Source organism: Fictibacillus solisalsi (assembly GCF_900103485.1).
In the GTDB taxonomy this organism is placed as follows: domain Bacteria; phylum Bacillota; class Bacilli; order Bacillales; family Fictibacillaceae; genus Fictibacillus_C; species Fictibacillus_C solisalsi.
The window spans coordinates 924,728-940,502 of record NZ_FNHW01000001.1 but is presented as its reverse complement, the minus strand read 5'-3'; the positions used below and the strand labels follow the sequence as shown (position 1 = coordinate 940,502).

The window sequence follows — 15,775 nt, the reverse complement described above, 5'->3', positions numbered from 1 at the left end:
CACCTCTGCCTTGTAACGTATATAGCCATTTATATGCAGGCATGTCCGCAATAATGCTATACTATTATGGAGAGAAACAGAGGTGAGATTATGAGTTTTGACGGAATTGCAACACGCGCAGTTTCCCATGAAATCAAGAATAAACTTCAATCCGGTAAAATCACAAAAATTTATCAGCCTGATAAAACCGATTTGCTGTTTACAGTAAGAGCCGGCGGAAGGAATCATAAATTACTGGTCTCCGCCAATCCCTCTTTCAGCAGGGTTCAATTGACGGAACAATCCTATGACAATCCCGCCATCCCTCCCATGTTTTGCATGCTGCTTAGAAAGCATATGGAAGGATCGGTGATCGAATCAATTGAACAGGTAAATCTGGAACGAATCATTCATATTAAAGTAAAAAACAGGGATGAAATTGGTGACATTGCCTATAAAACGCTCATTATCGAAATCATGGGCAGGCATAGCAACATTATTCTTGTAGATGACAAAACAGGATTAATCGCGGATTGCATCAAGCATATACCGCCTTCCCTGAACCGGTACCGCACCCTGCTGCCCGGGCAGCAATATATCGCGCCGCCCCCACAGGAAAAACATTCCCCTCTCAAGGAAACACCCGAGGGCTTCATCCGGAAAATCCAGTGGAACGAAGGCAAAATTGAACGTCAGATCGTCCAGCTGTACAGCGGACTGTCCCCCCTTCTTGGCAAGGAAATCAACCACCGTGCCGGATTATCTACCAAAGAAGCTCTTTCTGAGGCTTTTATTGGGATGATGGAGGAAATCAATAGCCATAACTATTCTCCTCAAATGGTCGTTTCACAGGGAAAAGAGTACTTTTCCGTGGTTGCCCTTACCCATCTGGATGGCGAGAAAAAGGACTTTTCAACCACAGGAGAGCTGCTCGACCGTTTTTATTACGGCAAAGCAGAGCGGGACAGAGTGAAACAACAGGCTGCCGATCTTGAAAAGCTCCTGCACAACGAATATAACAAGCTGAAAAAAAAGGTAAAGAAGCTCAATGCCTCGCTAACCGATACCGAGAAAGCAGATACGTTCAAAGTGCTTGGAGAATTGCTGACTGCTCATCTTTACATGGTAAAAAAAGGCCAAAAGGAAATTGAGGTCGCCAACTATTACGAAGAAGATCAGCCGATGATCACCATTGCGCTGAATCCGAAAAAAGGCCCGTCGGAAAATGCTCAACAGTATTTTAAAAAATATAACAAACTCAAAAGCTCTGTAGCTTATATTGAGGAGCAGTTGGAGAAGACGTATGAAGAGCTGGCCTATTTTGAAAGTCTGATTCAGCAGATGGAATCAGCCTCCGTAAGGGACGTGGCCGGCATCCGCGAGGAACTTGAGGAACAGGGTTATGTTAGAAGAAGAAAAGTTCAAAAATCCAAAAAAAATGATAAACCGGTCCTTGAAACTTATCAATCCTCGGATGGTACAACCATTCTTGTCGGCAAGAACAATAAGCAAAATGATTATTTGACATTTAAAGCCTCGCGCCAGAATGAAACATGGCTTCACACGAAGGATATTCCAGGATCCCATGTGGTCATAAAGGCTGAGGATGTAAGCGAGACGACACTTCTTGAAGCTGCCGGACTCGCCGCTTATTTCAGCAAGGCCAAACACTCGGGATCAGTTCCCGTCGATTACACGCTCATTCGGCATGTGAAAAAGCCGTCAGGCGCCAAGCCGGGCTTTGTCATTTATGATCAGCAACAAACGTTATATGTGACACCGGATGAGGATCAACTAATGAAATTAAAAAAATAGCCGGGAGCAAAAGCTCCCGGCTATTTTTTTGCAATGGTGACAATGGCCAGACCATCCAGTACTTCATAATGCTCCACATCAAAAAGGCCATTCTTTTCCAGGAGAGCGCTAAGTTCACCGGAGGAGTAACGATGCCTCCTTGTTGATACATTGGCCCATTTCAGCATGGCTGTTTGTTCAAATCCGCTGATCTGATGGACTTTGCAATACTGGAACGCTTCTTTTTGGTTCATCTTTTCTGACGGATTCAGCATCCCGATCGTCCCACAGGTTTTCAGAACACGAATCATTTCTTTAATTCCCAGTTCAGGTTCAGGAAGCAAAAACATGACACATGTCGACAGAGCCAAATCAAAGGATGCATCATTAAAGGGCAGATCACAGGCATCTCCCACGACGAATTCACTCTTTTCGCTTCGATTGTGGAGAAAGAAATTCTGAATACTGGCTTTTACCATTTCGGAGGAAAGGTCGATTCCCGTCAGCTTGGCTGCTTCATCTGCTCCCCGGAGCAGCAGTCTCCCCGTTCCACAGCCCACATCAAGCACGTTTTTGTCCTCCCAGGAACCTGTTTTTTCTTTTAATGTATCGTGAACCCATGAAAGCCACTCTGTTCTGGCCATACTGTCAAAAAAAGAGACCAATTCATCAAATTCTTCCCCATTCATTTTTCTCAATCAGAAGCGCTCCTTCCATTTTCCCGTTACGCCTTCTGCAGCCAGTTTTCCGGATCTTCTTTCCACTGCAGCAAGTGAGATAGGTTATCCTTTGTAATATAGCCTTCTTGTGAGGCCGTTTCTATTAATGTACTAAAATCGGTAAGAGTTTGCACCTTTATTCCATGCTCTTTCAGATTGGCGGCGCCTTTTGAAAGTTCATAGGAAAACACAGCGACCACCCCAAGAACGTTGCAGCCTGCTTCCCGCAACGCGTTTACCGCAGTAATGACGCTTCCACCGGTTGAAATCAAATCTTCCACAACCACTACATTCATTCCCGGCTCCGCTTTTCCTTCAATTTGCTTGCCTTTACCGTGAGATTTTGCGCTGCTTCTTACATAGCTCATCGGAAGATTCAGCCGGTCTGCAAGCAACGCCGCATGCGGAATGCCAGCGGTTGCCGTTCCAGAGATCATTTCCGTCTGTGGAAATTGTTCAAGCACGAGTTTTTTCAATCCTTCCGCAATATGATTGCGCACTTGCGGATAAGAAAGTGTTAATCGGTTATCACAATAAATGGGAGACCGAAGTCCTGACGACCAGGTATACGGCTCTTCTACAGAAAGTGTGACCGCTTTAATGGAAAGCAAGTCTTTAGCAATTTGTTGTTTCATGAAAAATCCCCCATTCTTTTTGTATCGTCAAGTAAGTTTCTAATGGATTGGCTGATCCGGTAATGCTTCTGCCGACCACAATAAAATCCGATCCCAGCTTTTTTGCTGCAGCAGGATCTGCCGTTCTGATCTGATCATTTTTATTTTCCCCTGAGAGACGGATTCCCGGTGTTACCGCTAAAAAGTCTTCACCACAGACGGCCTTCATGTGGGGCACTTCCAGCGGCGAACAGACGACTCCGTCAAGTCCGCTTTCTTTAGCTAGACTAGCATAATGGCTAACCGTGGAATCCATGGATTCCTTGATCAAAAGCTCACTTTGCAGCATTGCCGGTGAAGTGCTGGTCAACTGCGTGACCGCAATGCACAATGGCCGCCTAGCCCCAAGAGTCCCGGTGTTCAGCCCCTCAATGGCCCGCTTCATCATTTCGGTACCTCCAGCCGCATGCACATTGACCATATCCACACCAAGCCCGGCAATCCGGTTCATCGCTTTTTGAACAGTCGTCGGGATGTCATGAAGCTTTAGGTCAAGAAAAATGCGAAACCCTTTTTCTTTTAAGAAGGAGATGAACTGGGGACCTTCCTGATAGAACAATTCCATTCCAACTTTAACCCATATTTGCAGTTCTTCCGTTTCCTTCAAAAAAGAATTAAAAGGGTCAATAAATGCTTCTACCTCCTTTTTGCCGGGAAAATCTAGCGCGATAATGATGGGGTTCCGCATTCCTTCCAGCTCCCTCCAATAAGTTCAGTGATATGATCAACATTCATTTTTTCCAATAGCTTCGGCAACTGGGAAATGATCTCCGGGCAAATGTAAGGATCAACAAAGTTTGCGGTACCGATGGCAACGGCAGAAGCCCCGGCAAGCATAAATTCGATCACATCTTCAGCCGAGCTCACGCCGCCCATGCCGATGATGGGAATGGACACCGCCTGGCTGACCTCATGGATCATACGGATGGCTACTGGTTTGATGGCAGGGCCTGACAGGCCGCCAGTTTTATTGGCAATCACCGGTTTGCGTGTTTTCAAGTCAATTCTCATGCCGAGCAATGTGTTAATCATGGACAGCCCGTCTGCACCAGCTTCTTCTACCGCAAGCGCCATCTCTGTAATATTTGAAACGTTTGGTGACAGCTTTACATAGACGGGTTTGGATGAAACAGCCTTAACCTTTTTTGTAAGCGCCGCTGCCGTCGCTGCGTCTGTCCCAAACTGGATCCCGCCTTCTTTTACGTTCGGACAGGAGATGTTCAGCTCCAGAACTGAAACTTGTGGATGCCGGGAAATCTTGCGGGCAACTTCACAATAATCTTCTTCGGTTGATCCTGCGATATTAGCCACAATCGGCAGGTCATACGATTGAAGATGCGGAAGTTCGTTTTCCATGATCTGGTCCACACCAGGATTTTGCAGACCTATAGCGTTGAGCATTCCGCTGTGTGTTTCTGCTACTCTCGGTGTCGGATTGCCAAACCTTGGTTCCCGTGTTGCCGCTTTGATTGCCGCTGCACCAAGCACAGACAAGTCATAAAACCCGGCGTATTCTTTTCCAAAGCCGAAACAGCCGGATGCGGGCATGATCGGATTTTTCATCTCTAACCCTGGCAGGCTTACAGTCAGTTTGTTCATAGTGCCACCCTCCCGATCGGAAATACAGGTCCATTGCTGCAAATTTTCACATAGTCCGAGGGCGAACCGCCGTTTACATGGCAGACACAGGCAAAGCATGCCCCAATGCCACAGCCCATTCGTTCTTCCAGAGAAAAGAATCCGTTCGCATCCGGAATCTGCGCTTCCAGGGCTTTAAGCATGACCGTCGGCCCGCACGAGTATAGCAAGTCATAATTTATGTCCTCATTTTTCAGCACATCAGTGACAAACCCTTTGGTTCCAAGCGAACCATCGACTGTGGAGATAAAAACCTCTCCCAGTTCAGCGAACTCTTCATTGTAAAACGCGTCTTGCTCCGACTGAAATCCAAGTACCGATACGATATTCATACCGCGTCTCTTAAGCTCTTTGGCCAGATAGTACAATGGAGGGACGCCAATTCCTCCGCCGACAAGCAGTGCCGTTTGTCCAGCAGACAATGTATCAAGTGGAAAACCGTTTCCAAGCGGTCCAAGGAGATCGACGGTTTCTCCCTCTCTTTTATGGCTGAGGAGTACTGTACCTGCCCCTTCTTTGCGGTACAGCATCGTTAATGTCTTGCTTTTCACATCAACGTCACAGATGGAAATCGGCCTTCGCAGGAGCGGCTGAAAACTGTCACTGACCCGCAGGTGGACAAACTGTCCGGGAGAGGTCATATCGGCAACGACTTCTCCCCGCACTTTCAGTTCAAAAATTTGATGTGCGATTTCCTTTTGAGAAATCACCTGAACGAATTCTTTTTTCATACAAGCACACGATCCTTTTCAAAAGCGGGCATTTGTCTCGCTGTAAAGGTAAGAGATTCCAACACCCCAAGCAGGGCTTCAGCGGTGTCCAGACTTGTCAGACAAACAACTCCGTTTTCAGAGGATTCCCTTCGGATGCGGAAACCGTCGCGTGCCGGTACTTTTCCTTTTGTTAGTGTATTCACCACAAATTGTGCTTCTCCCTGGCGGATCACATCCAGCAAGTTTCGTTCCTTGCTTCCAATCTTATGAACGACTGTAACCGGAATCTGCTGTTCTTTCAGGTAGTTGGCAGTACCTTCTGTTGCCATAATCGTATAGCCGATCTCATAAAAACGTTTCATGAGACGCAATGCCTCCGGCTTATCCTTGTCAGCAACTGTGAACAGGACCGTTCCATAGGTTGGTATTTTCATTCCTGAAGCCACAAGTCCCTTGTAAAGCGCTTTTTGCAGTGTTGTATCTCTTCCCATTACTTCTCCGGTTGATTTCATTTCGGGGCTCAGGTAGGTATCCACTCTGCGCAGCTTCGCAAAGGAGAAAACCGGTACCTTAACGAACACTTCTTCTTGTTCTGGTGCATATCCGGTTGAATAGCCCATTTCACTCAGTGGAGTTCCAAGGATCACTTTAGTCGCAAGATTGGCCATCGGAATTCCTGTGATTTTGCTTAAGAATGGAACTGTTCGGCTGGAGCGCGGGTTTACTTCCAATACGTACACTTCATCTTTGTGCAGGACAAACTGGATGTTCAGCAATCCGACAATGCCAAGTCCGCGTGCCATTGAAATGGTGCGGTCAATGATCTTTTCTTTCTGCCCAGGTGTAAGACGCTGTGGCGGATAGACGGCAATGGAGTCGCCGGAGTGGACGCCTGCACGCTCAATGTGCTCCATGATACCAGGAATAAACACATCTTTACCATCAGAAATCGCGTCAACTTCCACTTCTTTTCCTTCAAGATATCGGTCGATCAGTACCGGATGCTCCGGATTCACCCTTACTGCATTTTCCATGTACTGAAGAAGTTCCTTTTCTTTATAGACAATTTCCATCGCTCTTCCGCCCAGCACATACGAAGGACGTACCAGAACCGGATAGCCGATTCGCTCTGCAATGACCTGTGCTTCTTTTACCGAGAAGGCCGTAGCTCCGTCTGGCTGCGGGATATTCAGCGACTGCATCGCCTGTTCAAACCGGTCACGGTCTTCCGCACGGTCCATGCTGTCAAGAGATGTTCCTAAAATGGCCACTCCGCGCTCATGAAGAGCTGCTGCAAGATTGATCGCGGTTTGCCCGCCAAATTGCACGATGACCCCTTTTGGTTTTTCCTGGTCAATCACATGCATTACATCTTCGACCGTAAGCGGTTCAAAATAAAGTTTATCTGATGTGCTGAAATCGGTAGAAACTGTTTCCGGATTATTGTTAATAATAATTGCTTCATAGCCTGCTTCTTTAATGGCCCATACGGTATGAACCGTTGCATAATCAAATTCAATTCCCTGTCCGATGCGGATTGGGCCGGAACCGAGTACCAGAACACTTTCCCTTTCAGTCAGAATGGATTCATTTTCCTCGGCATACGTCCCGTAGTAGTATGGTGTTTCGGATTCAAATTCAGCGGCACAAGTGTCAACCATTTTATAAACTGGCCGGATGCCCTCATTTGTACGGAGGGTATACATTTCTTTTTCGGTCATGTTCCATGCGTTGGCAAGCCACACGTCACTGAACCCTTTTTCTTTTGCAGTTTTGAGCAGCTCCATGTCTCCTACATTGTTGCGAACATTCTGCTCAAGATCAATGATGCCTTTAATTTTCTCAAGGAAAAACAGATCTATTTTTGTCAGTTCCCAGATTTCCTGTACGGTCATTCCAATTCTGAATGCCTGGGCCACATGATAAATTCTTTCGTCATCGGCATCTGTAAGGACTGGGATCAGCTCTTCCCGTGATTGCTTCGGACGGTCAAGTTCAAGGTGGTAGCATTTGGTTTCAAGTGAACGGACCGCTTTTAAGAGGGATTCTTCCAAATTCCGCCCGATCGCCATCACTTCACCTGTAGCTTTCATTTGCGTACCAAGCTTGCGGTTGGCTCCTTCGAACTTGTCAAATGGCCAGCGCGGAATTTTGGTTACGATATAATCAAGCGCCGGTTCAAAGCTAGCATAAGTAGAACCTGTTACTGGATTTTTAATTTCATCCAGGGTATAGCCCACCGCAATCTTCGCGGCAATTTTTGCGATCGGATACCCGGTCGCTTTGGAAGCAAGGGCAGATGAGCGGCTCACCCTTGGATTAACTTCAATGATGTAATAGTTGCTGCTGTCCGGATCAAGCGCCAGTTGAACGTTACAGCCACCTTCAATCTTCAGAGCGCGGATGATTTTCAGGGAAGCATTTCTCAAAAGCTGATAATCTCTGTCGCTCAGTGTCTGACTTGGTGCCACGACAATCGAATCTCCGGTATGAATGCCAACAGGATCGATGTTTTCCATGTTACAGACCACGATGGAAGTGTCATTGCTGTCACGCATCACTTCATATTCTATTTCTTTAAAGCCGGCGATGCTTTTTTCAAGCAGCACCTGGTGCACCGGACTTGCGTGCAAGCCGCTTGCCACGACTTCGTTCAGCTCTTCTTCATTGTTGGCAATTCCTCCGCCCGTTCCCCCAAGAGTGAACGCCGGGCGAATGATGACCGGATATCCGATTTCTTCTGTAAAAGCTTTTGCTTCATCCAGAGTACGGATGATTTCACTTTCCGGAACCGGTTCGTTCAATTCATTCATCAGCCCTCTGAAAAGTTCACGATCCTCTGCCTGCTGAATACTGGCGAGTGTGGTGCCCAGCAATTCAACGCCGCATTCTTCAAGAATGCCGCTTTCGGATAATTCCACGGCAAGGTTAAGCCCTGTCTGGCCGCCGAGCGTCGCAAGAATTCCGTCCGGGCGCTCCTGGCGGATGATTCGGCTGACAAAAGGTACCGTAAGCGGTTCGATAAACACTTTATCAGCCATCGTTGTATCCGTCATGATGGTGGCGGGGTTGGAGTTGACCAGAATTACTTCGTAGCCCTCTTCCTTCAGGGCCTGGCACGCTTGGGTACCGGCATAATCAAATTCTGCTGCTTGTCCGATCACGATAGGACCGGATCCGATGACTAGTATTTTTTTAATATCTAAGCGTTTAGGCATAGTTTATTCCCCTTTTCCTTGGCAGTTTCCATCATATTCATGAACTTTTCAAACAGCGGATTTGCATCCATTGGCCCTGGTGATGCTTCGGGATGGTATTGGACAGAGAAAGCAGGCTTTGTTTTATGCCCCAGCCCTTCAGCCGTTCCGTCATTGACAGCCACATGTGTCAGTTCAAGCTCTGTATCCGCAAGAGATTCCGTCCGCACCGTATATCCATGGTTCTGGGCTGTCATTGTTATTTTTCCGGTAGCAAGATCCTTGACCGGGTGGTTGGATCCTCTGTGCCCAAACTTCAGTTTTTCTGTATTCGCACCGTGTGCCAGTGCAAACAGCTGATGCCCGAGGCAGATTCCAAACAGCGGAATCGTTTCCTCCAGGATTGTTTTGATCATCGGAAGTGCTTCGGGAACATCCTTTGGATCCCCAGGTCCATTGCTTAACAGGATTCCATCCGGATTCAAAAGCAGAATTTCCGAAGCCGTTGTGTTGTGGGGTACCACAATGACATCGCAGTTACGACGGGATAATTCCCGCAAAATGCCGCTTTTTGCCCCATAGTCTACAACCACCACTCGTTTGCCTGTATTCGGCAAATGATAAGGCGTTTGTGTGGATACTGTTTTCACCTGGTCCGTACGAGACGGTGAAGACTTTAATTCTTCTACTACAGCAGTGATGTCGGCATCTCCTGCGACCAGCTTGCCCTTCAGTGTTCCGTGCTTACGGATAAGACGGGTCAGTTTTCTTGTATCAATCCCTTTGAGTCCGGGAATGTTCTTTTCTTTCAGCAGTTCATCCAGCGTTCCGAGCGACTGATAGTGGCTTGGCAGTGAGCACGCCTCATGAACAATCAATCCGTGGACAGCGGGAGAAATCGATTCAAAATCCTGGCGGTTCACACCATAATTACCGATCAGCGGATAGGTCAGGGTTACGATTTGGCCGCAGTAAGACGGGTCTGACAAAATTTCCTGATAGCCTGTCATTCCGGTATTGAATACAACCTCGCCATCTCTTTCTTTTTCACTGCCAAAGCCTGTCCCGGCAAAAACAGTACCGTCTTCTAATACAAGATTCCTTCTCATGCGTGAACACTCTCCTTCTCATACTTAATGCTGCCTTCCACTATTGTAAGAACCGGCCAGCCTTTGCAGGTCCATCCGGCAAATGGGGTATTTTTTCCTTTTGAAAAGAAATTTTCAGGATTGATTTTTTCTTCATGCTCAAGATCAATGACGGTCAGATCGGCAATTCCGCCACTTTCAATTTTGCCAAAAGAAAGTTCAAAGGCCTCGGACGGTTTGCTGGTAAAGCCATCAACCAATTCCTGCAGAGTTAAAATCCCTTTTTGCACAAGGTGGGTGTACAAAAGCGGGAATGCTGTCTCAAGTCCCACGATACCAAACGGCGCTAGTTCCATTCCCTGCTCTTTATCCTCCTTTGTGTGCGGAGCATGATCTGTTGCGAGGAAGTCAATGACACCTGATCGGTAAGCCTCAATCAATGCCTCCCGGTCCTCTTTGCTTCTGAGCGGGGGATTCATTTTGTAATTGGCGTCCATCCCTGGAATGTCTTCATCACAAAGCAATAGATGATGGGGAGTGACTTCTGCTGTCACTTTGATACCCGCCGCTTTTGCATCTTTTATCACCCGAACCGATTCCTTGGTGCTGACATGGCAGACATGATATCGTGCGCCGGCTGCTTCTGCCAAAAGCACATCGCGCGCAATCTGAACCGCCTCACAAATCGAAGGAATTCCATTTAGTCCGTGCTTTTCTGAAAAGACACCTTCATGAACAGCGCCTTTATGGATAAGTGTATTTTCCTCACAGTGAGCCACAATAACTGCATCATTCTGCTTTGCCAGCTGCATGGCCTGCAGCATCATATCTGCTGATTGTACGCCTACTCCATCATCAGTAAACGCAAAAGCACCTGCATTTTTTAATCCTTCAAAGTCTGTTAGTTCTTTTCCAGCCTGTCTTACGGTAATCGAAGCATACGGAAGCACCCGGACATCTCCCGTTTCCTTAATCCGCTCGTTGACCCATTGAAGCTGTTCAACGTTATCCGGCACCGGCTTCGTATTAGGCATTGCCGCAACTGTTGTAAACCCGCCTCTTGCGGCTGCTTTTGTTCCAGTTTCGATCGTTTCCTTTTGTTCACCGCCAGGCTCCCGCAAATGAATATGTAGATCAACAAGTCCGGGAGTAATGAGTTTGCCGGCCACGTCGATGACGGTATGACCGTCTTCCGGCAGGCTGTTCCCCACCTTTGCAATTTTTGTACCTTCTACCAAAATATCGAGGTCCTTCTGTTCATTTGCACCAGTTAAAACCTTACCACCCTTTAACAAGATACCCATTTGCTGTTTCCTCCTTTAAATTTTCTTCAAGTGCCCATTTCAAAACGGCCATTCTGACAAAAACACCATTGTTCATCTGCTTGAAGATTCTGGATCTCTCACATTCCACCAGTTCATCTGCAATCTCTACTCCACGGTTCACAGGGGCTGGATGCATGATGATTGCCTGATCTTTCATCCGTTTTTCACGAGCCGGAGTTAAACCATACGCCTCGTGATACTGCCCCGATGTCATGCCGCTTTTACATTCGTGTCTTTCATGCTGGATGCGGAGCATCATCAACACATCCGCCATCTCACAAGCTTCATCCATCGGAAGGTAGTGGTCTTCTGCAAGCGATGCATCATACCACTCTCTTGGTCCTGAAAAATAGACCTTTGCGCCAAGGCGGTGCAGGATTTCAGCGTTGGACCGTGCCACCCGGCTATGCCGGATATCGCCAACGATGACCACTTTCAAACCCTGAAGGACGATAAATTCCTGCTGTATGGTGAGCAGATCAAGTAACGACTGTGTTGGATGGTTGCCGCATCCGTCTCCTGCATTAATGATCGGAATGTTTACCTTTCCAGCCAGTTCTTCAAAATACCGGTCTTTGCTGTGGCGGATCACAGCAGCCTTTGCTCCAATTTCCTCCATTGTCCGGACTGTGTCATACAGGGTTTCGCCCTTTTGGGTGCTGGAAAAACCACAGTCAAGGTTTAACACCTCAAATCCCAATTTTTTTTGTGCCACTTCAAAGCTCATTCGCGTTCTTGTGCTCGGTTCAAAAAACAAGTTGGCGACAAACGTTTTTTCGGCCGGGTTCCATTTTTCGCCTTTTGAAAAACTTTGGGCATCGTGCAGTATTTGTTCAATTTCCATTAGAGACAGGTCATTTATCGTAAGCAAATGTTTCATGAGATCAGCTCCAGTCTTTATTTTTTTATAAAAAACACCCTGACTTGAGTTGTCAGGGTGCAGCCGGCCAGAAAGAGCTTAAATTGCCTCTTCCTTACCGGATTCACCCTTTTAAGTCTCTCGTACTTAGTTAAAAGGTGACCATTATGCAGCTGGATCGTTATCTGAAACGCCAAACATCTTATTAAGTAGTTCTGAGTCGTTTTCCCTGCCCGGCAGCACCAGGTTCAAAAATACTCCGATCAGCGTCGCAAGCGCCATGCCGGCAAGCTGAAGAGTTTCAGAGAACTGCAGGACAGCTCCGCCGATCCCTGTTACCAGGATAACAGAAGCAATGATCAGGTTTCGTTTGTTACCAAAATCAATCTGGTTATCGATGAGCATTCTCAAACCGCTGGAAGCGATAATCCCAAACAGCAGGATGGATACTCCGCCCATAACCGGTGAAGGAACTGAGCTGATTAGCGCTGTCACCTTGCCGGAGAAACCGAAGCAGATGGCAGCCACTGCCGCACCCCCTATAACAAACACCGAGAATACCCTTGTAATGGCAAGCACTCCGATGTTTTCCCCATACGTTGTAACCGGCGGCCCACCGATCAAGGAACCGATCATGACCCCGATTCCGTCTCCCAGTATGGAACGATGCAGACCCGGTTTCTCGAGGAAGTTCCGCCCTACTACCTTGCTCAGAACAAGCTGGTGACCGATATGCTCGGCAATCGTCACGGTTGCTACCGGCATCATAATGAGGGCGATAGACCATGTAAAATGCGGTGTATAGGAGACAAATGGGAACATAAAGTCCGGCGTATCAAACCAGCTCGCAGCTTTGACACCGGAAAGATCCACCATTCCTCTGGAAAGGGCAAACAGATAGCCTGAGATGATGCCGATGAGGATCGGTATAATTCCCAAAATACCTTTAAAGTACATGGAACATACAATGGTAACTGCCAGAGTAAACAAAGCGACCGTAAAGTGTGACAGGCTGTATGCTTTAGTTGCCGGATCATTCATGGCCATGCCCACCGCTGTATTTGCAAGGCCGAGTCCGATGACGATGATTACAGGTCCAACGACTACTGGTGGCATAATCTTCATGAGCCATTTCAGTCCGCTCGTCTTGATAATCAAAGCAACCGCTCCGTAAACCAGTCCTGCAAGAAAACTGCCGATCATCGCAGCTTCCGGGCCTCCGAGTGCTTTTACGGCGATGATCGGGGAGATAAAAGCAAAGGATGACCCCAAGTACGCCGGTATTTGGCCCTTCGTCACGAGTAGATAAGCCAGTGTTGCCAGTCCGCTCGACACCAGAGCGACCCCGGGATCTAGCTTTACAAGGAAAGGCACAAGTACTGTGGCCCCAAACATTGCAAACAAGTGCTGCAGGCTCAAGGTCAGCCACTGATGGATTTTCGGAACATCCCGGACATCAAGCACAGCCGTTTGGTTATTTTTATTTTGGGTCTCTTGTTGTTTGTTCGTGTTTTTTTGCATAAAAAATACCTCCTATGCCAGATAAGGAGGTGGGTTGAAGACACAGGCATCAAGAATCACCTGTGTATCCGTCCTCCCTTGCTGGTCTCTCTGGACTCGTTTTAAAGGGATGTTCATAATTTATTTTTCGTGAATGGATACTTCGTCCGTGCCATCCACTTCCGCCAACGAAGCGGTAATGATTTCTGTATTAGAGGTTGGAACATTTTTTCCGACAAAGTCTGCCCGTATCGGAAGCTCCCTGTGTCCTCTGTCGATAAGGACAGCCAGTTGAATGGAAGCAGGCCGGCCAAGGTCCATAACGGCATCCATGGCTGCTCTCACCGTTCTGCCCGTATAGAGCACATCATCTACCAGGATGACTTTCTGATTGGTTATGTCAGGGATGTCCGTTCCTTTTAGTTCCGGTTCAAGATTTTCCGTCTTTACTTTCAGGTCATCTCGGTACAATGTGATATCAATGTCCCCAACCTTTACGGCCTTGCCTTCGATGTTCTCGATCCGGTCGGCCAGCCGCTTAGCCAAAAACTCTCCGCGAGTTTTGATTCCGACCAATACGACATCATCGATCCCTTTATTCCGTTCGATAATCTCGTGGGCGATTCTCGTTAATGCCCTGCGGATGGCCTGATCGTCCAAAATGACGGCTTTTTGCATGTTCTGTCACCTACTCTGTAATTGGTTATGGCTTATCTTGCACGAATGTCCTTTTGTTTACACAAAAAAGTCCTCTCGCCGCATAGACGAGAGGACGCAGTTAGGCCTATTGCCTAATTCCGTTTTCCTTCTCAGCCTCACGGGACTGTCGTTAAAGGATCATTCATTTGTTTATATTATTGCAGACCCAACGGGTCCTGTCAACCCATTTTTCGTCGAAGCTTGTCGAGCAGGGCTTCCATGTCTTTTGGCAGCGGTGCTTCAAATTCTATATAGGTGTCTCGTCTCGGATGCTGAAACCCGAGAACGCCGGCATGAAGAGCCTGACCTTTGATGTCCAGTGTCTTTTTCGGACCGTATTTCGGATCTCCTGCCAAAGGAAAACCGATATATTTCATATGCACCCTGATTTGATGGGTTCTTCCGGTTTCTAGCTGGCACTCGACAAGGGTAAATCCGTCAAACCGTTCCAGGACGTTAAAATGAGTGACAGCGTCTCTGCTGTTTTCATCTGTAACGGTCATTTTCTGGCGATCGCTCTTGTCGCGGCCGATTGGTGCATCAATGGTTCCGCGATCATGAGGCATCATACCATGTACGATCGCTTTGTATTTTCTTTTCGTTGTTTTTGCTTTCAGCTGGTTTACCAGTGATTCATGGGCCATATCGTTTTTGGCGACCATAAGGAGTCCTGTCGTATCCTTATCAATACGGTGGACGATTCCAGGACGGAGTACGCCATTAATACCGGATAAATCCTTGCAATGTGCCATAAGCCCATTTACGAGTGTCCCTGTATAGTTCCCGGCTGCCGGATGGACGACCATTCCTCTTGGTTTGTTCACGACGAGAACATCGTGATCTTCATATACGATATCAAGATCCATTTCTTCCGGTACCACATCAAGTGGCGAAGGATCGGGAATCGTAATGGAAACCACATCTCCTGTGCTGACTTTGTAATTGGTTTTGATTTGCTTTCCGTTGACCGTGACATTTCCTTCTTTTACCCAGTTCTGTACCTGTGAACGGGACCAGCCCGGATCAACGGACGCAATAACTTTATCAATCCGTTCTGATTGATGCTCTTCTTCAATGTTAACTTCTATGTGCTCCATTCATGTTCTCCTTTTTACTCTTGCTTTCCATTAGGGTTTGTATAAATATTAAGATCACCCCAATAACAAGGGCGGAATCTGCTACATTAAAAATCGGATAGTTATAGCTGCCTATTTTAACATCCAGAAAGTCCACCACTTCCTTGCGGATGATGCGGTCCAAAAAGTTCCCTGTGGCTCCGCCAAGGACCAGTCCCAAAGCGAGACGCAAAAGCGGCTGGTGTTTGGCATGCTTTTGCATGTAGTAAATCACTGCAAGAATCACGGCGATGGTAATGATGATAAAAAACCACATCTGATTTTGCAGAATACCGAAGGCTGCTCCTCTGTTCCGGTGGGAGGTAATGTAAAAAACATTTTCAATCACAGTGATGCTTTCTCCATAATGCATGTTCTTCACGATCATCCATTTTGTAACCTGATCCAGGCCAAGTACGAAAAGGGCCAGTATATAATAGAACACTTAATTTCCTCCGATTCCTTAGTATGTTCT

Annotated in this window: 14 protein-coding genes; 1 reads left to right on the top strand and 13 read right to left on the bottom strand. The window is 47.2% G+C overall.

Going from position 1 to position 15,775, the window contains the following annotated elements; translation table 11 throughout:
* Positions 1–90: 90 nt before the first annotated feature.
* Entirely contained in the window at positions 91–1,794 is a 1,704-nt protein-coding gene (locus tag BLT53_RS04920; protein ID WP_090233194.1) for an Rqc2 family fibronectin-binding protein, read from the top strand.
* A gap of 20 nt (positions 1,795–1,814) precedes the next feature.
* Here BLT53_RS04920 and BLT53_RS04915 read toward each other — a convergent pair whose 3' ends face one another.
* The 13 genes from BLT53_RS04915 to lspA all read right to left on the bottom strand — a co-directional run bounded on the left by BLT53_RS04915 (position 1,815) and on the right by lspA (position 15,745).
* On the bottom strand, positions 1,815–2,462 hold the full coding sequence (locus BLT53_RS04915) for a class I SAM-dependent methyltransferase (RefSeq protein ID WP_244520463.1): 648 nt from the start codon (positions 2,460–2,462) through the stop codon (positions 1,815–1,817).
* Positions 2,463–2,497: 35 nt separating this feature from the next.
* Entirely contained in the window at positions 2,498–3,127 is a 630-nt protein-coding gene (gene pyrE, locus BLT53_RS04910) for an orotate phosphoribosyltransferase (protein WP_090233192.1), read from the bottom strand.
* On the bottom strand, positions 3,108–3,854 hold the full coding sequence (pyrF, locus tag BLT53_RS04905) for an orotidine-5'-phosphate decarboxylase (protein WP_090233190.1): 747 nt from the start codon (positions 3,852–3,854) through the stop codon (positions 3,108–3,110). The genes pyrE and pyrF overlap by 20 nt, the downstream gene beginning before the upstream one ends.
* Positions 3,827–4,765, bottom strand: coding sequence for a dihydroorotate dehydrogenase (locus tag BLT53_RS04900; RefSeq protein WP_090233189.1), 939 nt, complete (start codon positions 4,763–4,765; stop codon positions 3,827–3,829). Before BLT53_RS04900 ends, pyrF begins: the two co-directional genes overlap by 28 nt.
* Positions 4,762–5,535, bottom strand: coding sequence for a dihydroorotate dehydrogenase electron transfer subunit (locus tag BLT53_RS04895; RefSeq protein WP_090233188.1), 774 nt, complete (start codon positions 5,533–5,535; stop codon positions 4,762–4,764). The genes BLT53_RS04900 and BLT53_RS04895 overlap by 4 nt, the downstream gene beginning before the upstream one ends.
* Positions 5,532–8,735: a carbamoyl-phosphate synthase large subunit gene (carB, locus tag BLT53_RS04890; protein ID WP_090233186.1), complete on the bottom strand. Its 3,204-nt coding sequence runs from the start codon at positions 8,733–8,735 to the stop codon at positions 5,532–5,534. The genes BLT53_RS04895 and carB overlap by 4 nt, the downstream gene beginning before the upstream one ends.
* Positions 8,720–9,823 carry a carbamoyl phosphate synthase small subunit gene (locus BLT53_RS04885; RefSeq protein WP_090233185.1) on the bottom strand — a complete coding sequence of 368 codons (1,104 nt, stop codon included), beginning with the start codon at positions 9,821–9,823 and terminating at the stop codon, positions 8,720–8,722. The genes carB and BLT53_RS04885 overlap by 16 nt, the downstream gene beginning before the upstream one ends.
* Entirely contained in the window at positions 9,820–11,106 is a 1,287-nt protein-coding gene (locus tag BLT53_RS04880; RefSeq protein ID WP_090233184.1) for a dihydroorotase, read from the bottom strand. The genes BLT53_RS04885 and BLT53_RS04880 overlap by 4 nt, the downstream gene beginning before the upstream one ends.
* Positions 11,081–12,007, bottom strand: coding sequence for an aspartate carbamoyltransferase catalytic subunit (locus tag BLT53_RS04875; RefSeq protein WP_090233182.1), 927 nt, complete (start codon positions 12,005–12,007; stop codon positions 11,081–11,083). Before BLT53_RS04875 ends, BLT53_RS04880 begins: the two co-directional genes overlap by 26 nt.
* Positions 12,008–12,151: 144 nt before the next feature.
* The gene (locus BLT53_RS04870) at positions 12,152–13,507 is read right to left on the bottom strand and encodes a solute carrier family 23 protein (RefSeq protein ID WP_090233181.1); all 1,356 of its coding nucleotides are present in this window, start codon (positions 13,505–13,507) and stop codon (positions 12,152–12,154) included.
* A 120-nt stretch (positions 13,508–13,627) separates the two neighbouring features.
* Positions 13,628–14,164 (bottom strand): bifunctional pyr operon transcriptional regulator/uracil phosphoribosyltransferase PyrR, encoded by a 537-nt coding sequence (pyrR, locus tag BLT53_RS04865; protein WP_090233180.1) that lies wholly within the window; start codon positions 14,162–14,164, stop codon positions 13,628–13,630.
* Between the two features lie 200 nt (positions 14,165–14,364).
* Positions 14,365–15,282: an RluA family pseudouridine synthase gene (locus BLT53_RS04860; RefSeq protein WP_090233178.1), complete on the bottom strand. Its 918-nt coding sequence runs from the start codon at positions 15,280–15,282 to the stop codon at positions 14,365–14,367.
* The gene (gene lspA, locus BLT53_RS04855) at positions 15,263–15,745 is read right to left on the bottom strand and encodes a signal peptidase II (protein ID WP_090233177.1); all 483 of its coding nucleotides are present in this window, start codon (positions 15,743–15,745) and stop codon (positions 15,263–15,265) included. The genes BLT53_RS04860 and lspA overlap by 20 nt, the downstream gene beginning before the upstream one ends.
* Positions 15,746–15,775: the final 30 nt, after the last annotated feature.

What these genes read in the sequence shown, in the direction of transcription:
- BLT53_RS04880 (WP_090233184.1), bottom strand. Translation starts at nt 11,106, where the DNA reads ATGGGTATCTTGTTAAAGGGTGGTAAGGTTTTAACTGGTGCAAATGAA.
- pyrR (WP_090233180.1), bottom strand. Translation starts at nt 14,164, where the DNA reads ATGCAAAAAGCCGTCATTTTGGACGATCAGGCCATCCGCAGGGCATTA.
- carB (WP_090233186.1), bottom strand. Translation starts at nt 8,735, where the DNA reads ATGCCTAAACGCTTAGATATTAAAAAAATACTAGTCATCGGATCCGGT.
- BLT53_RS04870 (WP_090233181.1), bottom strand. Translation starts at nt 13,507, where the DNA reads ATGCAAAAAAACACGAACAAACAACAAGAGACCCAAAATAAAAATAAC.
- BLT53_RS04895 (WP_090233188.1), bottom strand. Translation starts at nt 5,535, where the DNA reads ATGAAAAAAGAATTCGTTCAGGTGATTTCTCAAAAGGAAATCGCACAT.
- BLT53_RS04900 (WP_090233189.1), bottom strand. Translation starts at nt 4,765, where the DNA reads ATGAACAAACTGACTGTAAGCCTGCCAGGGTTAGAGATGAAAAATCCG.
- BLT53_RS04885 (WP_090233185.1), bottom strand. Translation starts at nt 9,823, where the DNA reads ATGAGAAGGAATCTTGTATTAGAAGACGGTACTGTTTTTGCCGGGACA.
- BLT53_RS04875 (WP_090233182.1), bottom strand. Translation starts at nt 12,007, where the DNA reads ATGAAACATTTGCTTACGATAAATGACCTGTCTCTAATGGAAATTGAA.
- pyrF (WP_090233190.1), bottom strand. Translation starts at nt 3,854, where the DNA reads ATGCGGAACCCCATCATTATCGCGCTAGATTTTCCCGGCAAAAAGGAG.
- BLT53_RS04860 (WP_090233178.1), bottom strand. Translation starts at nt 15,282, where the DNA reads ATGGAGCACATAGAAGTTAACATTGAAGAAGAGCATCAATCAGAACGG.
- pyrE (WP_090233192.1), bottom strand. Translation starts at nt 3,127, where the DNA reads ATGAAACAACAAATTGCTAAAGACTTGCTTTCCATTAAAGCGGTCACA.
- BLT53_RS04915 (WP_244520463.1), bottom strand. Translation starts at nt 2,462, where the DNA reads ATGAATGGGGAAGAATTTGATGAATTGGTCTCTTTTTTTGACAGTATG.
- BLT53_RS04920 (WP_090233194.1), top strand. Translation starts at nt 91, where the DNA reads ATGAGTTTTGACGGAATTGCAACACGCGCAGTTTCCCATGAAATCAAG.